Raw genomic sequence first — 15,502 nt, 5'->3', positions numbered from 1 at the left:
GCAAGTATGAATGAAACCATTAGTTTGTGGGCCCTATGGCTGCCACATATCGAAGCAGTGGTTATACGCCTGACTGTCGCAGTCTTGATTCTGGCCATCGGTTGGGTGATCTCGATGGTGGCGGGAAGGGCGGTCCGCAAGCTGTCGGCCCGGTCCAGTCGTGTCGACCCCACCGTCGTTCCCATGGCCTACACGGTCACCGTCTGGGGCATACGGATCATCGTGTTGATCGCAGTGCTTGCCAAGTTGGGGGTACAGACGGCAAGCATCATCGCGGTATTGGGTGCGGCGGGTCTGGCTATCGGCCTCGCGCTCCAGGGTACTTTGCAGAACATAGCGGCGGGCATCATGTTGCTTGCGCTGCGCCCGCTACGGGCCGGAGAGTCTGTGTCGGTCGTGGGCAAGGCCGACGGCATGGTCGAAGAGGTCGGATTGTTCCTGAGCCGTTTCCGGCAGGGCGATGGTACTCAAATAACGCTGCCCAATAGTCTGGTCTGGGGCAATGCCATCATCAATTACAGTCGCAACGGCACGCGGCGTATAGAAATGCAGACAGGCATCTCTTACGGGCAGGATATTTCCCACGCCCTGGAAACGGTTCGAGCATTCATCGAGGCCCATCCGCTCGCGCTTGATTCACCGGCTCCGGTCGTTTTTACTGGAGAAAACCGGGTTAATACTGTGATGATTGTTGTCCAGGCGTGGGCATTGGCAAAGGATTACGGCGAGCTGCTTAACGATGTGCGGCGCGAGATGCCCAGCCGGCTTCAAGAGGCGGGCTTCAGAATGCCGGCCTGACAGGGACGGTGTGTGTCCGATGCAACCTTGCCCCTCGGGCTGCTGTAGTCATCACCCTAGCGTCGGCGTGCGGTGCGCACCATTGCGGTGCAAACGCCCCGTAACATGTCGACTTCGTCGTTGGACAAGCCGCTTCGCGTAAACAGGTGGCGCATGCGGGGCATCAGTTTTTTGGGGTGGGCCGGGTCAAGAAACTGGATGGCAACCATGGCTTCTTCCCAGTGCGCAATCAATGCTTGGGTTTTTTCATTCGTGGCGGGCTCAAGGCCGGCCGGAACGGAATGTTTTTCGGTACGGGGCAGCAGCGCCAGCCCTTGGCCGGCGGCTAGCGCGTAGCGCATTTCCCAGGCGGCCAGTTGCAAGGCCTGGGCAACGTTCAGCGAGCTGTAGTCGGGGTTGGCAGGAATGTGACAGATACGCTGGCACAATGAGATGTCGTGGTTGGTGAGGCCCGAGCGTTCGGTGCCGACCACGATGGCAACACGCGCGCCGCCGTGTTCTTGCAAGTGGGCATGCCCGGCTTCAGCCGCCTGGCGTATGTCGCAAACGCCGGGACCCAGCTCGCGCGGTCTGGCTGTAAGTGCGAATGCAAGCGTGGTCTCGCCCAATGCCTCATCCAAAGTGGGATGGATTTTTGTGTTTTCCAACACGTCGACCGCGCCGCTGGCCAAGGCAAGCGCCTCGGGTTGCCGGGTAATATCAGCGTAGCGGGGAGCCACCAGGCTCAATCGCTCAAAGCCCATGGTCTTGATCGCCCGTGCGGCCGCGCCAACGTTGCCCGGGTGGCTGGGCTGTACCATGATGAAGTCGATGCGGGCGAAAATTTGCGCCCCTTCGCTGCTAGAGAAAGTGCTCATTTAGAACAATCTGCCTGTGTCATTTAAAATAGGCGCTTTAAAGGTACTACGGATACTTATGCACCCGATGCTAAACACCGCCATTAAGGCGGCACGCCGCGCCGGCACGATCATTAATCGTGCCAGTCTTGATCTTGAACGTTTGCAAGTGGCGCGCAAGGGGCCCAAGGATTATGTCACGGAAGTCGACCAAGCCGTCGAGGAGGCCATCATCGATGTGCTGCGCACGGCCTATCCCGATCATGGATTCCTGGGCGAAGAATCGGGCGCCCATCCTGCGGCCGGAGACGTTTCGGGCGTTACGCCCGAATTTCAATGGATTATCGATCCGCTCGACGGCACCACCAACTTCATACATGGTTTCCCGTTTTACGCGGTGTCCATCGCGCTGGCTCAGAAGGGGCAGATTACCCAGGCGGTTATTTTCGACCCCAATCGAAATGAACTATTCACGGCCAGCCGGGGCGGCGGAGCTTTTCTCAATGATCGGCGCATGCGCGTGTCGGGCCAGACTCGCTATCACGACGCCCTGATCGGCGCCCACGTACCGCGTTCAGCCAGCGACCTTACTGTGGCCGGACGGTTCTCCGACCTGCTGGCGGGCTCCGCCAGCGCGCGGCGCATGGGGGCTACTGTGCTTGATCTGGCCTATGTGGCCAGTGGCCGCACAGATGGCTTCTGCGGGGTCAATCTCAAACGCTGGGACATGGCGGCAGGCAGCTTGCTGGTGCTTGAAGCGGGCGGTTTGGTTGCCGATTTCGAAGGCGAGCAGGGCTGGATGCAATCTGGAAGCATACTTGCCGCAAGCCCCAAAATCTTCACCCAGATGCTTGGCCACCTGCAAGGCTGACACACTGTAGAGCGCACCGAGTGCGTGCATGACATTGATCGTTCCTATGATGCCCTTTCCGCATAAAGGAGTCCGTTGATGGAGTGGATGTTTGACCCATCGGCTTGGGTGGGACTGCTGACGCTGGTCATCCTCGAGATCGTCCTGGGCATCGACAATCTCATCTTCATCGCCATACTTGTCGACAAGCTGCCGCCCAAGGAGCGGGATCGGGCCCGCGTGACGGGCTTGTCGTTGGCCCTGCTTATGCGCTTGGGCCTGCTCACTGTGATGTCGTGGCTGATCAGGCTAACAGAACCATTGGTATCACTTGGGTCCTTCGAGTTCTCGGGGCGAGATCTCATCTTGATCGTCGGCGGTTTCTTTTTGCTATTCAAAGGAACGATCGAGCTTCATGACCGCATCGAAGGGCGTTCGAACCATGGCACAGCAGAGCGCTTGCACGCCAGTTTCGGGCTCATCGTGACGCAGATCATTATCCTGGATGCGGTGTTTTCGCTCGATGCGGTGATTACCGCCGTGGGCATGGTAGACCATCTTCCCGTCATGATGATTGCGGTAATCATCGCCATGGGCATCATGCTGTTCGCATCCAAACCGCTGACCAGTTTTGTCAACGCCCATCCCACTGTGGTCGTATTGTGCCTGGGCTTTTTGCTTACCATTGGGTTTTCACTGGTGGCCGAAGGGTTCGGTTTTGCCATTCCGAAGGGTTACCTGTACGCCGCCATTGGGTTTTCGGTGCTGATTGAAGCATTGAACCAGGTGGCGCGTCGCAATATCCGGCGCTTGGAGTCGCGTCGACCAATGCGCGAGCGCACCGCCGAAGGGATTATGTTCATGCTGGGCAGACGGCCGCTTTCCAGTCCCGAAATGCCAAGTCATCAACACGAAATCCCCGAACAACAGGTTTTTGACGATACCGAGCGCAACATGGTCAGCGGGGTGCTGACGCTGGCCGACCGCAGCATACATTCTGTGATGACGCCCCGCAACGATATATCGTGGCTCAATCTGGATGATGATGCAGAGACTCTCAGGCGTCAGATCAACGGCTCGCCGCACAGCTTTTTCCCCATTTGTCGCGGCGCTTTGGACGACGTGATCGGCATAGGCCGGGCAAAGGAATTGATCGCCGACCTGATCACTCATGGCGCCATCCGGCTGTCCAGGCTACGCGACCCAATCATTGTTCCCGAGTCCATCGGCATACTCAAGGTAATGGAAACGCTCAAACGGGCGAAAGGGCAGTTGGTCCTGGTAGCCGACGAGTTCGGCGCCATTGATGGCGTTGTGACGCCTATCGATGTTTTCGAGGCCATCGCCGGAGAGTTTCCTGATGAGGACGAGGCGCCGGACATTGTGCAGATCGACGAGGATCACTGGCGCGTGGACGGCGCCGCCGACCTGCATCACCTTGAGCAAGTGCTCAACACCGAAGGTCTGGTGGATGATGACGAGGTGTATTCCACCCTTGCCGGCTATCTGCTCGAGCGCTTCGGCCATCTGCCGTCAGCCGGTGATACCTGCAATCTGGGGCAGCCCCAAGCGACTTTCCGCTTCACCGTGGAACGAGTGGACGGACGACGTATCGCATCCGTTGCCATCACACGCGAACTTCATGGCCGGGCGGATGAAGCTTCCGATGATGCCGGCCAGTAGCGTGTATTTTCCTGAATATCAAAAGGCCGCATTTTGCTGGCCCGAATGGCTTTGCGCCTTATGCGCGAAGTCGGTTTTAGCGAGAGGTTATGACTGAAAGCGCGTGGTTTTATCTGAAGGCATTGTTTCTCGGCGTCGTCGAGGGGTTTACTGAGTTCATTCCGGTTTCCAGCACCGCCCATCTTCTGATCGTGGGTGACTGGATCAACTTTTCCTCCGGCGACAACAAGGTGTACGAAGTGGTGATCCAGTTCGGGTCCATCCTGGCCGTGATGTGGATATTTCGTGCGCGGCTCTGGCAGCTTGCGAAGGGGATGGTGTCTCAAGAACGCAGCGAGTTGATGTTCGCGCGAAATTTGCTTATCGCTTTCTTGCCCGCGGCCGTGATAGGCGCGCTGGCCATAGGGTTCATCAAGACGTTGTTCAATAACCCGGCTGTATTCGTGTTTACGTTGATTGCCGGCGGGCTGATTATGTTATGGGTGGAGCGCAAGCCCCACTATGCCAAGCATGCCGACGAGACGGTTGCCTCCCAACATGCCACGGCGTACACCCTTGAGCAGATCACCTGGAAACAAGCCCTCGTCGTGGGTTTTTCCCAGTGTGTGGCCATGGTGCCGGGTACTTCGCGTTCGGGAGCCACCATTATCGGCGGCATGCTGGCGGGCATACAGCGCAAGACCGCCACCGAGTTTTCCTTCTTTCTGGCCATGCCCACCATGTTGGCCGCGACCATTTACGATTTCTACAAGAATGGCGGAGCGTTGTCCGACCAGCAACTGACCGGAATTGTGATCGGTTTCATTGCGGCGTTTCTTAGCGCCCTGGTCGTGGTGCGCGCGGTACTCAATTTCGTCTCGCGCCATACCTACCGCCCCTTTGCCTGGTACCGCATCGGGCTGGGCCTGGTGGTTTTTGCTTGGCTGTATTTACGCTAGCCAGTTATTAAAGCCCTGAAAGCGGGCTGTAAAAGACGGCTCAGGCGAGGGTTTCCAGCCGGATGCCGTCTTTATCGATGACGGCCCATCCGCCCCGCGATGCGCCATTATCGAAATCCCAGTCGGGCAGCACCACCCGCAAGCGCTCTGCACCATCTACTTGCAGGGTGTGGATGGCGGGCCGATGCGTATGCCCATGAATGGCGACCGCCGCTGCGCTGCGGCGCAACGCCCGCTGTACCGCTTCGGGGGTGACATCCATGATTTCAGGAGCTTTGCCGCTATGAGACGCCATGCTGCGGCGACGCGCCCAGTCGGCGATAGCACGGCGCCGTGTCAAGCCAAGGCTTAGGAAGGCACGTTGGATCCAGGGCGTATGCACGACGCGTTTGAAGCGTTGATACCCTATGTCTGCGGTGCAGTATTCGTCGCCGTGGCTGACAAGTACCCGGCCTTGAGCGGTTTCAAGGCATAAAGGCATATCCAGCAGATGGGCGCCCAGGCTGTCCGTCAGGGCGCGGCCCATCAAAAAATCACGGTTGCCCCGACCCAGCCACAGGGGCAGGGCGGAGGCTGCTTGGGCTAAGGCGCGCAGAATGTCTTGCAGCCACGAAGGCGGTTCTTGCAACGCAAGGTCGTCTCCGATCCAGGCATCGAAGATGTCGCCGCATAAAAACAAGGCATCCGCCTGGGCGCATGCCTGATCCAGAAACCGCAAGAACGCATCGCGGGTGCCGGGTGTGGCGGGGCCCAGGTGCATGTCCGAGGCCAACCACACCGTACCCGGCAGGGCGAGGTTATTCAACGACGGTGGCTTTCTCGATGATGACGTCATCGGTGGGTACATCTTGATGGAAGCCCTTGGTGCCGGTCTTGACGCCCTTGATCTGGTCGACGACTTCGGTGCCCTCGACGACCTTGCCAAAGACGGCATAGCCCCAGCCGTTGGGTGTGGGCGCAGTGAAGTTCAGGAAGTCGTTGTCGGCCACATTGATGAAGAACTGTGCTGTGGCAGAGTGCGGATCGCTGGTGCGGGCCATGGCCAGGGTGTAGCGGTCGTTCTTGAGGCCGTTGTTGGCTTCGTTCTCGACGGTTTCATGGGTGGCCTTTTGCTTCATGCTCGGTTCGAAGCCACCGCCCTGGATCATGAAGTTGCCAATGACGCGGTGAAAGATCGTGCCGTCATAGAAACCTTCCTTGACATAGGTAAGGAAGTTATCGACGGTTTTGGGCGCTTTCTCGGCATCAAGCTGGATGACCATGTCGCCCATGCTGGTTTGGAGTTTTACACGTGGAGTGGTGCTCATGGATTGACCTTCAGTGGAAGTGGTTGAGGCGGCCTGCGATGCACCGGCCGGCCCGAAGGCCAAGGCAGCGGTAATGACGAGGCTGGAAATGCGTGCCGATGGGATCAGGACGCGATGGATCATGGATTGAACAAACATAGGGAGAATCCGGAAAAGGCGCCGGCCTAGCGGCGGAGAATGTCGGTGGTTTCTTGTGCGGCGCTGCTTGCACCCGGGACGCCTTGGGCGCTTTTGAACGACTCGCGCGCCTGCATCAGTTGTACCCAGCCCATATTGGCACGCGCCGTCGCGTAGTTCGGATTAGCGGCAAGCGCCATTTGCAGCGCATCTTGAGCCATGTCGAGCCTGCCCTGCCTGACATACTCGACCGCTAGGTTATTCCAGGGCTCGGGCAGCTCGGGGTACAGGGCGGTCATGTTAAGGTAATGCTCGATGGCTTCGTTGTGCCGTTCGAGGCCCGCCAGGGCGCGCCCACGCAGGAACAGAAGTTGAACGTCGCTTCCGACGGCCATTTCGGCCTCTCGCTGGGCCGCGCGCCGGTCAATGATATCCAGCGCTTCCGCGTAGCGGCCGCTGTCCATCATGGCGGAGATTCGGTCGGTAACCTGCGACGGCGTCATGGGTATCGATGTGTCGACCCCGGGGCTAAGGGCTTCCAGCACCTTGGCAAGACCCTTCCAGCCTCCTTCGCGACGCGGCGGGTCGTCAAACAGTTTCTCGCCGGGGGCGGGTGCGGAAGAGATGACTACCGTCGGGCCCAATGCCTTGGCCCCGGCAGCGCCGCTGGTGTTGCCCGAGGGCTGCAGCGAGGCTTCAAGGTTTATATTTGGGGTCAGGCCGTCCGCAGCCTGCTGCGCATGTGTTGCAAAGGCCGTTATCATGCCGGCCAGCAGCAGCGTCATCGCCAGGAGTCTACGGTTGTCTAGATGCACGGGCCGGTACCTATGGGTTAAGGAATTGTTCGGATTATGTACGGTTTGGCGGGGCAGTTCCCCGGCGGGAGCCGCCCACTTGCTATACTTGTCGACCGCCATTTTAGCCTTGCTTGGGAATCGAACAAAACCTGTCTGACGGTGCATAACCGTACGACTGATGCTACGACGGGTTGCATGCGATGCAAGGATTGATATTTAACGGATTATTTTTGACTGGGCATGCTGCACATTTATAACACTCTTTCCCGCGGCAAACAGCCGTTCGAGCCGGTGGAGCCGGGCCGTGTCCGCATGTATGTATGCGGTATGACTGTCTATGATTTCTGCCATCTCGGGCATGCGCGCATGCTGGTCAGTTTCGATGTGGTGCAGCGCTGGTTACGTGTGTCCGGCTATCAGGTAGAGTATGTGCGCAACATTACCGATATCGACGACAAGATCATTCGCAAGGCGGTCCAGACCGGGCGTCGCATGGACGAGGTAACAAGTTTTTTCGTCGACGCCATGCACGCCGATGAACTCGCACTTGGCGTGGCCGCGCCCGATGCAGAACCGCGCGCCACCCAGCATGTGGGCCAGATGCTCGACATTATCTCCAAGCTTGAAGACAAAGGCCTGGCCTACCAATCGGATGACGGCGACGTCAATTATGCTGTGCGCCAATTCCCCGGCTACGGCAAGCTGTCGGGCAAGTCGCTGGACGATTTGCGCGCCGGCGAACGGGTGGCCGTAACTTCGGGCAAGCGGGACCCTCTGGATTTTGTTCTCTGGAAGTCGGCCAAGCAAGACGAGCCGGCCGAATCCAAATGGGAATCTCCATACGGGCTGGGGCGCCCCGGCTGGCACATCGAATGTTCGGCCATGAGTAAGGCTTTATTGGGTCTGCCGCTGGATATCCACGGCGGGGGCCCCGACCTGAAGTTTCCTCATCACGAAAACGAAATCGCCCAGACCGAAGGCGCATTCGGCGGCACGCTGGCCAACGTATGGATGCACTGCGGCCCGCTGATGGTGGATGCCGATAAAATGTCAAAATCGCTGGGCAATTTCCGCACAATTCGCGAAACCGTCGCCCTGCCGGGGACTTTGACGGAAGACGTGGCGGCATACGAGGCGAACCCTCGCGAGGCCGAGATGCTGCGTTTCTTCATCGTGCGCAACCATTACCGCAGCGTGCAAAATTATGCGCCTGATAATCTGCGCGACGCTCAGCATGCGCTTGATCGCTTGTATCAGACTTTGCATAACGTGCCGGCTGAGCCGGGCGTGGCCATTGATTGGAATCATCCCTCGGCGCAAGCGTTTCGCAGCGCCATGGACGATGATTTCAACACGTCCGGCGCTGTAGCTGCTTTGTTCGAATTGGCTTCCGAAGCCAACCGCGAAGGGTCCCCTCAGGCCTCGGCCCTGCTCAAAGCGCTTGGCGGCGTGCTGGGGCTGCTGCAAGGCGATCCGGCCCGCTACTTGCAATCGCCCAGCCGTTATCTGGGTACTGAGGCGGCAGGCGGGGAACTGGCCTCCGAGGCAATCGAAGTCCTCATAGAAGAACGGACGGGCGCCAAGGCGCAGCGCGACTTCGCCCGCGCCGATCGCATACGCGAGCAATTGCGTGAGGCCGGCGTCGAGCTCGAGGACAAGGCCGGCGGCGCGACGCAGTGGCGTCGCATATAAGGTATAGCCATGGCAGATACTCTTGCACCTACCGATAAGCCTGAATTCTGGGACGAAGCGTCGGCCCAGCTCATGCGCCGCGACCGCATCCTGAAAAAAATTATCCCTCAGCATCGTTCCGAGTGGCTCATCACATCGAAGACGCCTTTCATGACGTTGGCGCGGGCCATTGTGAGCCAGCAGGTTTCGACCAAGTCGGCTGACGCCACTTGGGCGCGCTTCATTGGGCGTTGCGGGCGGCGTCCCGCTCCGGCCACTGTGGCGGCCGTTTCTTTGGACGAGCTGCGCGAACTGGGGCTGTCGAAGCGCAAGTGCGAATATATCGTCGATTTGGCGACACACTTTGCCGAGAAAAAGGTAAAGCCTGCCGCGTGGGCGGGCATGGACGATGAGCAAATTATCACCGACTTGTGCGCCATACGCGGGGTGGGGCGATGGACCGCCGAGATGTTCCTTATCTTCAGCTTGCAGCGCCCCGACGTGCTTCCTCTAGACGACGCGGGCTTGCTTAAGGCAATTTCGCTACACTATTTCAGTGGCGAGCCGGTCTCCCGTTTCGAGGCTCGAGAAGTCGCGCAGGCGTGGGCGCCCTGGCGTAGCGTGGCAACCTGGTACTTATGGCGTAGCCTCAACCCGGCATCAAGCTGATGATCGCCGCGAAGCAGCGTTGCATTTTTCAACCGGACAACAAGCTCTTATGCGTAATACCTTTCTAGAATTTGAACAGCCTCTGGCAGAGCTCGAGAACAAGATCGAGCAGCTGCGATTTGTGCAGGCGGACTCGGCCGTTGACATTTCGGACGAAGTTACACGCCTGCAGCAGAAAAGCCAGACGCTCGCCAAGAACATTTACGCCAAGCTCAGCCCATGGCAGACCGCCTTGGTGGCGCGCCATCCGCAACGCCCTTATACGCTTGATTATGTGCGTGAAATCTTCACCGATTTCCACGAACTGCATGGCGACCGGATGTACGCAGACGACTTGTCCATCGTCGGCGGCCTGGCGCGCTTTCAGGGCACGCCGTGCATGGTAATAGGCCATCAGAAAGGACGCGACACCAAAGAGCGCGCCAAGCGTAATTTCGGCATGCCGCGCCCCGAAGGCTATCGCAAGGCGCTTCGGCTTATGCGCCTGGCCGAGAAATTCAGCTTGCCCGTATTTACTTTTGTCGATACGCCCGGCGCCTATCCCGGCATCGGCGCCGAAGAGCGCGGGCAATCCGAAGCCATCGGCCATAATCTGTACGCTATGGCCGAGCTTAAAGTGCCCATTATCGCCACCATCATCGGCGAAGGGGGTTCTGGTGGTGCACTGGCCATTGCTGTGGGCGACGTGGTGATGATGCTGCAATATGCCACTTATGCGGTCATCTCGCCTGAAGGCTGTGCTTCTATTCTGTGGCGCAGTGCCGACAAGGCCTCGGTGGCGGCCGAAGCATTGGCCATTACCGCTCCGCGTCTTAAAGACCTGGGCCTTATCGATCGCATCGTCAATGAACCGGTTGGGGGGGCGCATCGCGATCCTGATGTCATGGCGCGCCAATTGAGCCGCGCCTTGTCCGATTCCCTGCGTCAGGTGTCAGGGCTGACGCCACAGCAACTCATTGATCAGCGTCTTGAGCGGCTCATGACATATGGGCGCTACCAAGAGGCCCGTGCCTGATCCATCGTCCTTGGCCAATTTCGGTTCGTCGTCTTTACTGGCGGCCGTAGACGATGCCGTTTCTTCGCTGGGTGGCGATGTTCCTGCCGCCATCGGCGTGGCCGTCAGCGGCGGACCGGATTCAGCCATGCTGCTTGTACATGCCGCGCGCGTGGCAAGTCGGCGTGGCATGGCCCTGCACGCGCTTCACGTTCATCACGGCCTTCAGCAAGTAGCCGATACCTGGCGCGACCACGTTCACGATCTTGCCCAACTGCTGGCCGTACCTTGCCACAGCGTGCGCGTTACCGTGGACCGCTCCCGGGGCGACGGCATTGAGTCGGCCGCACGGGCCGCACGCTATCGGGCCTTGGCCGACATGGCAAGCAAGGCTGGCGTACGGCATGTGTTGCTGGCGCATCATCGTGACGACCAGGCCGAAACCGTACTGCTACGCCTGCTGCGCGGCGCGGGCCCTTATGGCATAGGCGCGATGGCGCCGCAGTCTTGCCGAGACAGCATCCTGTATCTGAGGCCCTGGCTTGAAGTGAGCAGAGAGCAGATCGTCGAGAACGCACGCGAATTCCATGATCTGACTGGCTGGAAACCGGTGTTCGATCCCACCAATTCCGAAGACCGCTATACAAGATCGGCCGTGCGGGAACGGCTGGCTCCTCAATTGAACGACCGCTGGCCGGGTTGGCAAGCCGTACTTGCGCGTCATGCGCGACAAAGCCGCGAGGCGGCGGAAATACTTGACGAAGTGGCCGCTCAAGACTTCGCAGGCCTGGAGCCTTCAGAAGGTGGAAACAGTTTTTCACTGGCTCGCTGGCGCGAGCTTTCCACAGCACGCCAGGCGCTTGTGCTTCGCTACTGGCTGACCCAAAGCGGGCTGCGCATGCCCACAGAAGCACGCCTGAACGACCTGATGCGGCAAATGCGGCAATTACATGCACTGGGACACGATAGAGCGATGCAGGTGAAGCACGGCGATGTAACCATACGCTGCACACGCGGGCGGGTGCTGTTAAAATAACTGGTTTTCTTGCGGCGGTCGTACACGCCGTTTTCATATCGATTAAATCAGGGTAAAAGGCAGGACAGAAGATTATGTCCCTTATCGTTCAGAAATACGGCGGCACCTCGATGGGATCGATCGAGCGCATCCAGAATGTTGCTCGGCGCGTTGCCAAATGGCACGCTGCTGGTCATCAGGTAGTGGTGGTTCCGTCGGCGATGTCGGGCGAGACGAATCGACTTCTGGGCCTGGCCAAAGAGCTTAGCCCCACCCCAGACGGACGCGAGCTCGACATGCTTGCAGCCACGGGCGAGCAGGCCAGCAGCGCATTGCTGGCGATGGCGCTTCAGGCCCAGGGCGTGGGCGCTCGCAGCTACACCGGCTGGCAAGTTCCGGTGCGCACCGATTCCTCATACACCAAAGCGCGCATTCGTTCCATCGACGACGCCCGCATCCGCGGCGACCTGGACGCCGGGCGAGTCGTCATCGTTACGGGTTTTCAGGGCATCGACGACGACGGCCACATCACCACCCTGGGGCGCGGCGGTTCAGATACATCTGCTGTAGCCGTGGCTGCATCCCTGCAGGCCTCCGAATGTCTCATCTTCACCGATGTCGACGGCGTATATACGACTGACCCGCGTGTGGTGCCCGAGGCACGTCGCATGCGTGTGGTGTCTTTCGAGGAAATGCTCGAAATGGCCTCGCTCGGCTCCAAGGTATTGCAAATACGCGCTGTCGAGTTCGCCGGCAAGTATCATGTACCGGTACGGGTGCTTTCGTCCCTGACCGACCCTCTTATTCCGCTTGACGAAGAAATGTCGTCGGGCACTTTAATTACTTTCGAGGAAGACCAAAAAATGGAATCCGCTGTTGTTTCCGGCATTGCTTTCAGCCGCGACGAAGCCAAGATGACATTGCTGGCTGTTCCAGACACCCCGGGGGTGGCTTACTCCATTCTGGGTCCGGTTGCCGCAGCCAACATCGACGTTGACATGATCGTGCAGAACCAGTCGGTGCGGGGCACGACCGACTTCTCCTTCACCGTCAACCGCAATGATTACCATCGCGCGCTCGAACTGCTTAAGAACCAGATCGCCCCGTCTGTAGGCGCCCAAGAGGTCGTGGCCGACAACGAAGTCTGCAAAGTGTCCATCGTGGGCATCGGAATGCGTAGCCACGTCGGCGTCGCCAGCTTGATGTTCCGGACTCTTAGCGAAGAAGGCATCAACATCCAGATGATCAGCACCAGCGAGATCAAAACCTCTGTGGTCATCAACGACAAATACATGGAGCTTGCCGTGCGTGCCCTGCACAAGGCTTTCGAGCTGGATCAGGAAGCTGCAGCGGTGGGGGAAAGCGCCGAGTAACTGCCGTCGGGCAAGAATTTCGGGCGTCTTTTTCTATGCGGCCCGAAAGATTGTTCCGCAGTTCACTAATAAACCAAAGTGCGCAATCTGCCGGCATTCAAGCTTGTGCCTTGTGCTAGAATAGCGGACTTGTATTAGGAGACGTGGCCGAGAGGTTGAAGGTACTCCCCTGCTAAGGGAGCATGCGGCTTATACCCGCATCGAGGGTTCGAATCCCTCCGTCTCCGCCAGAAGCACATATCCCCTTGATTTTAAAGAGTTGTCAATGAAATCAAGGGGATATTTTTTATTTTCTACACAACGCTACTACACAACAGCGTTCGTGGGTGGCTATAGAGAGGGATTCGCGGCATGCCGAAAGAGTCCAAAATGCCTGTCTTATCCACTGGTTTAATTAAGCATAAAAACGGTACCTATTACCTACGGCGTCGCATTCCTAGCGATTTATTGCTCGCTTACCCCGGTAAGCGGGAAATTAGCGAGTCTCTGAAAACAAAAAGCTATAAAGAGGCCCTAGAGCTTTTCCATGAGAGAGACGCCAAGCTTCACGCGACTTGGCGACAAATGCGCCAGCAGGCAGCCGATGAATCCGCGGCGCGACATTTTGAAGCCCTGGAAGTGCTCTCCGAGCTCACAGATGAAGATATAAAGCGCATTAGCGAGCACGTTGAGGCCGTAGCATTGGCGGGTGATGAGCGCCGGCGCCTGGGAGGCAACTATGAAATTGCCGACATCGAAGAGTATAGGGAAGGCTATGCAGGTGCATTACCTGCGCTTAAAGCTGCGGTAGCGGTGGGTGATATAGAGATTCTTGCCCCACTGCTTGACCAGTTTTTGCACTTATTCAAGTATGAAAACCGACTTGCGGCGCCTGACTATCGACGCTTGGCGCTAGCATATGGACGCGCTGCGATTCGAGTAAATGAAAAACTGCTTAGGCGCTACGAAGGCGAGGATGTTCCTACGCCAAGGCGCGGAAGGGCACAGCGGGGGCCCGAGATTACTCTCCGGGCACTGGTGAAGGACTACATTGCAAAGGAGTATCCGAAAGGCGTAAAAGAGGACATGGCCAAGAAAGTGAATTTGGCCCTCCCCATGTTTACCGAGCTCGTTGGGGATCGTCCGATCTCGGCAATCAAGCAAGTCGATGTAAATTACTTCTTCGAGTTGATACATCAGCTTTGGACGCACTGGCCTCACGAGATGCGGAGAACTAGAAAAAGTTGGATAACGCTCGCGAAATCCAACGAGGATCTCGCGCGTGGGGAGCTTGCCCCTGGCACATTCAAGGATACGTACCGGGCTGTAATTAGTCGATTCCTTGGGTGGGCCACGACTAATTACCAAGACCAAGGGTTTCCCACCTCTTTAACGGTTAAGCTCATCGAGTACCGGGGCTCTCGGGAGAAACGAGAAAATCGGCAACGGGCATTTTTCTTGCATGAGCTTAAACGCCTGTTCGAAGGCCGCGAAATGCAAGGCTTTGCCAGTATGAGCACCGAGCATCACAGATTTTGGCTGCCCCATGTTGGACTTTTCACTGGCGCGCGAGTTAACGAGCTTTGCCAACTGCACCCGAAACACGATGTGTTGAAAGACGAATCGGGCATTTGGTACTTCCGCATCACCGAAGAGGGCGAGGAGGTCGCGGATGTGGAGCGGTCAATCAAGACAGCGGCGTCGCGCAGGTTAGTGCCGCTACATAGTACGCTCGTGAAGCTTGGGTTTATCAAATACGTTGAGCGACAGCGAAAAGCTGGTGCTCAGTTGCTTTTTAGCCCGTTTAAGCCCTCGCGAGGCCGTGCTTCTGGCGAAGCCGAGAAGTGGTTCCGAGGACTCATTTACGACCTTGGCTTGCGGGATGAGACGCCCCATGCCCGGTTAGTCGGAATGCACGCATTTCGCTCAACGCTGTTAAACAAGGCGATGAACGACGGGGTTAGCAACACTGAGTTCATAACTGGTCATGCGCACAGCAGTAATGACCAGGTCCGCGAAAAAGAAATGAAGAGCGGTGTGGTGCGAGGGTATGAAGGCGAAATGTCTGTATTGTCGAAAAGTAAAATCCTGGAGCAGATAAATTGGCCCGAAGTGAAGTTCATCAAGCCGTCGTAGCCTTGCCGGCTTATTGTTTCAGGTATCCAGCGACAATATATTCAGTGTCCCAATGCAGCCGATAGCTCAGCCATCAGCATCAGCCAAAGCTTGGGCTTGAATATCATCAGATGGGCGAGACTCGTTATCTATGTCCCCATCGTTTTGCGTACTCTGCTTGATGGTAGGTAGAAAATCAGCGTTATAAATGTCTCGATATGCATCGAGGAACTGAGGGGTTTCTCGGAACGTAAAGAATAATGGCCAATCGTGGTACGCCCTACGCATCACCAACTCGCCCTGGGGGCCTATATCTCTCATAACTTGGGCGGCATCGTCTATCTCATCCTTTAGTATATG

At 57.8% G+C, this 15,502-nt stretch carries 14 protein-coding genes, 1 tRNA gene and 1 pseudogene; 11 read left to right on the top strand and 5 right to left on the bottom strand.

The features are described from left to right. The first annotated feature begins 6 nt into the window (after positions 1 to 6). Entirely contained in the window at positions 7 to 798 is a 792-nt protein-coding gene (locus tag ACIY1O_RS14305) for a mechanosensitive ion channel family protein (RefSeq protein ID WP_397475772.1), read from the top strand. A 56-nt stretch (positions 799 to 854) separates the two neighbouring features. Here ACIY1O_RS14305 and ACIY1O_RS14300 read toward each other — a convergent pair whose 3' ends face one another. Next, positions 855 to 1,655, bottom strand: a complete 801-nt coding sequence (locus tag ACIY1O_RS14300; protein WP_397475771.1) for an RNA methyltransferase — start codon at positions 1,653 to 1,655, stop codon at positions 855 to 857. Between the two features lie 58 nt (positions 1,656 to 1,713). Between ACIY1O_RS14300 and ACIY1O_RS14295 the strand changes: the two genes are divergently transcribed. The 3 genes from ACIY1O_RS14295 (at position 1,714) to ACIY1O_RS14285 (ending at position 5,105) form a co-directional block, all read left to right on the top strand. Beyond that, positions 1,714 to 2,505: an inositol monophosphatase family protein gene (locus tag ACIY1O_RS14295; protein WP_397475770.1), complete on the top strand. Its 792-nt coding sequence runs from the start codon at positions 1,714 to 1,716 to the stop codon at positions 2,503 to 2,505. Between the two features lie 78 nt (positions 2,506 to 2,583). Further along, positions 2,584 to 4,167 (top strand): TerC family protein, encoded by a 1,584-nt coding sequence (locus tag ACIY1O_RS14290; RefSeq protein ID WP_397475769.1) that lies wholly within the window; start codon positions 2,584 to 2,586, stop codon positions 4,165 to 4,167. Positions 4,168 to 4,256: 89 nt separating this feature from the next. Then, positions 4,257 to 5,105 (top strand): undecaprenyl-diphosphate phosphatase, encoded by an 849-nt coding sequence (locus ACIY1O_RS14285; RefSeq protein ID WP_397475768.1) that lies wholly within the window; start codon positions 4,257 to 4,259, stop codon positions 5,103 to 5,105. 40 nt (positions 5,106 to 5,145) lie between these two features. Here ACIY1O_RS14285 and ACIY1O_RS14280 read toward each other — a convergent pair whose 3' ends face one another. The 3 genes from ACIY1O_RS14280 to ACIY1O_RS14270 all read right to left on the bottom strand — a co-directional run bounded on the left by ACIY1O_RS14280 (position 5,146) and on the right by ACIY1O_RS14270 (position 7,344). Continuing rightward, positions 5,146 to 5,910: a UDP-2,3-diacylglucosamine diphosphatase gene (locus ACIY1O_RS14280; RefSeq protein ID WP_397475767.1), complete on the bottom strand. Its 765-nt coding sequence runs from the start codon at positions 5,908 to 5,910 to the stop codon at positions 5,146 to 5,148. After that, positions 5,903 to 6,412 carry a peptidylprolyl isomerase gene (locus ACIY1O_RS14275; protein WP_397475791.1) on the bottom strand — a complete coding sequence of 170 codons (510 nt, stop codon included), beginning with the start codon at positions 6,410 to 6,412 and terminating at the stop codon, positions 5,903 to 5,905. Before ACIY1O_RS14275 ends, ACIY1O_RS14280 begins: the two co-directional genes overlap by 8 nt. A gap of 164 nt (positions 6,413 to 6,576) precedes the next feature. Further along, positions 6,577 to 7,344, bottom strand: coding sequence for a tetratricopeptide repeat protein (locus ACIY1O_RS14270; protein WP_397475766.1), 768 nt, complete (start codon positions 7,342 to 7,344; stop codon positions 6,577 to 6,579). Positions 7,345 to 7,566: 222 nt separating this feature from the next. Between ACIY1O_RS14270 and cysS the strand changes: the two genes are divergently transcribed. The 7 genes from cysS (at position 7,567) to ACIY1O_RS14235 (ending at position 15,163) form a co-directional block, all read left to right on the top strand. Then, positions 7,567 to 9,018: a cysteine--tRNA ligase gene (cysS, locus tag ACIY1O_RS14265; protein WP_397475765.1), complete on the top strand. Its 1,452-nt coding sequence runs from the start codon at positions 7,567 to 7,569 to the stop codon at positions 9,016 to 9,018. A gap of 9 nt (positions 9,019 to 9,027) precedes the next feature. After that, entirely contained in the window at positions 9,028 to 9,666 is a 639-nt protein-coding gene (locus ACIY1O_RS14260) for a DNA-3-methyladenine glycosylase family protein (protein WP_397475764.1), read from the top strand. Positions 9,667 to 9,715: 49 nt separating this feature from the next. Next, positions 9,716 to 10,681 (top strand): acetyl-CoA carboxylase carboxyltransferase subunit alpha, encoded by a 966-nt coding sequence (locus ACIY1O_RS14255; protein ID WP_397475763.1) that lies wholly within the window; start codon positions 9,716 to 9,718, stop codon positions 10,679 to 10,681. Continuing rightward, the gene (gene tilS, locus ACIY1O_RS14250; protein WP_397475762.1) at positions 10,653 to 11,696 is read left to right on the top strand and encodes a tRNA lysidine(34) synthetase TilS; all 1,044 of its coding nucleotides are present in this window, start codon (positions 10,653 to 10,655) and stop codon (positions 11,694 to 11,696) included. The genes ACIY1O_RS14255 and tilS overlap by 29 nt, the downstream gene beginning before the upstream one ends. Positions 11,697 to 11,770: 74 nt before the next feature. Further along, positions 11,771 to 13,048 (top strand): aspartate kinase, encoded by a 1,278-nt coding sequence (locus tag ACIY1O_RS14245; RefSeq protein ID WP_397475761.1) that lies wholly within the window; start codon positions 11,771 to 11,773, stop codon positions 13,046 to 13,048. 137 nt (positions 13,049 to 13,185) lie between these two features. Next, a tRNA-Ser gene (locus ACIY1O_RS14240) sits at positions 13,186 to 13,278 on the top strand. A 121-nt stretch (positions 13,279 to 13,399) separates the two neighbouring features. Then, entirely contained in the window at positions 13,400 to 15,163 is a 1,764-nt protein-coding gene (locus ACIY1O_RS14235) for a DUF6538 domain-containing protein (protein ID WP_397475760.1), read from the top strand. A gap of 66 nt (positions 15,164 to 15,229) precedes the next feature. On the opposite strand, the pseudogene ACIY1O_RS14230 reads toward ACIY1O_RS14235, so the two are convergent. Then, positions 15,230 to 15,502, bottom strand: a pseudogene (locus ACIY1O_RS14230) (hypothetical protein); the annotation flags it as partial.

Source organism: Pusillimonas sp., from assembly GCF_044464525.1.
In the GTDB taxonomy this organism is placed as follows: Bacteria; Pseudomonadota; Gammaproteobacteria; order Burkholderiales; family Burkholderiaceae_B; genus Pusillimonas.
The sequence above is the reverse complement of the archived record's forward strand: the minus strand, read 5'-3'. Positions and strand labels throughout refer to the sequence as shown.

Bases quoted from the DNA above. Each gene is read 5' to 3' on its own strand.
- ACIY1O_RS14305 (WP_397475772.1), top strand. From the start codon at position 7: ATGAATGAAACCATTAGTTTGTGGGCCCTATGGCTGCCACATATCGAA.
- ACIY1O_RS14300 (WP_397475771.1), bottom strand. From the start codon at position 1,655: ATGAGCACTTTCTCTAGCAGCGAAGGGGCGCAAATTTTCGCCCGCATC.
- ACIY1O_RS14295 (WP_397475770.1), top strand. From the start codon at position 1,714: ATGCACCCGATGCTAAACACCGCCATTAAGGCGGCACGCCGCGCCGGC.
- ACIY1O_RS14290 (WP_397475769.1), top strand. From the start codon at position 2,584: ATGGAGTGGATGTTTGACCCATCGGCTTGGGTGGGACTGCTGACGCTG.
- ACIY1O_RS14285 (WP_397475768.1), top strand. From the start codon at position 4,257: ATGACTGAAAGCGCGTGGTTTTATCTGAAGGCATTGTTTCTCGGCGTC.
- ACIY1O_RS14275 (WP_397475791.1), bottom strand. From the start codon at position 6,412: ATGAGCACCACTCCACGTGTAAAACTCCAAACCAGCATGGGCGACATG.
- cysS (WP_397475765.1), top strand. From the start codon at position 7,567: ATGCTGCACATTTATAACACTCTTTCCCGCGGCAAACAGCCGTTCGAG.
- ACIY1O_RS14260 (WP_397475764.1), top strand. From the start codon at position 9,028: ATGGCAGATACTCTTGCACCTACCGATAAGCCTGAATTCTGGGACGAA.
- ACIY1O_RS14255 (WP_397475763.1), top strand. From the start codon at position 9,716: ATGCGTAATACCTTTCTAGAATTTGAACAGCCTCTGGCAGAGCTCGAG.
- tilS (WP_397475762.1), top strand. From the start codon at position 10,653: ATGGGCGCTACCAAGAGGCCCGTGCCTGATCCATCGTCCTTGGCCAAT.
- ACIY1O_RS14245 (WP_397475761.1), top strand. From the start codon at position 11,771: ATGTCCCTTATCGTTCAGAAATACGGCGGCACCTCGATGGGATCGATC.
- ACIY1O_RS14235 (WP_397475760.1), top strand. From the start codon at position 13,400: ATGCCGAAAGAGTCCAAAATGCCTGTCTTATCCACTGGTTTAATTAAG.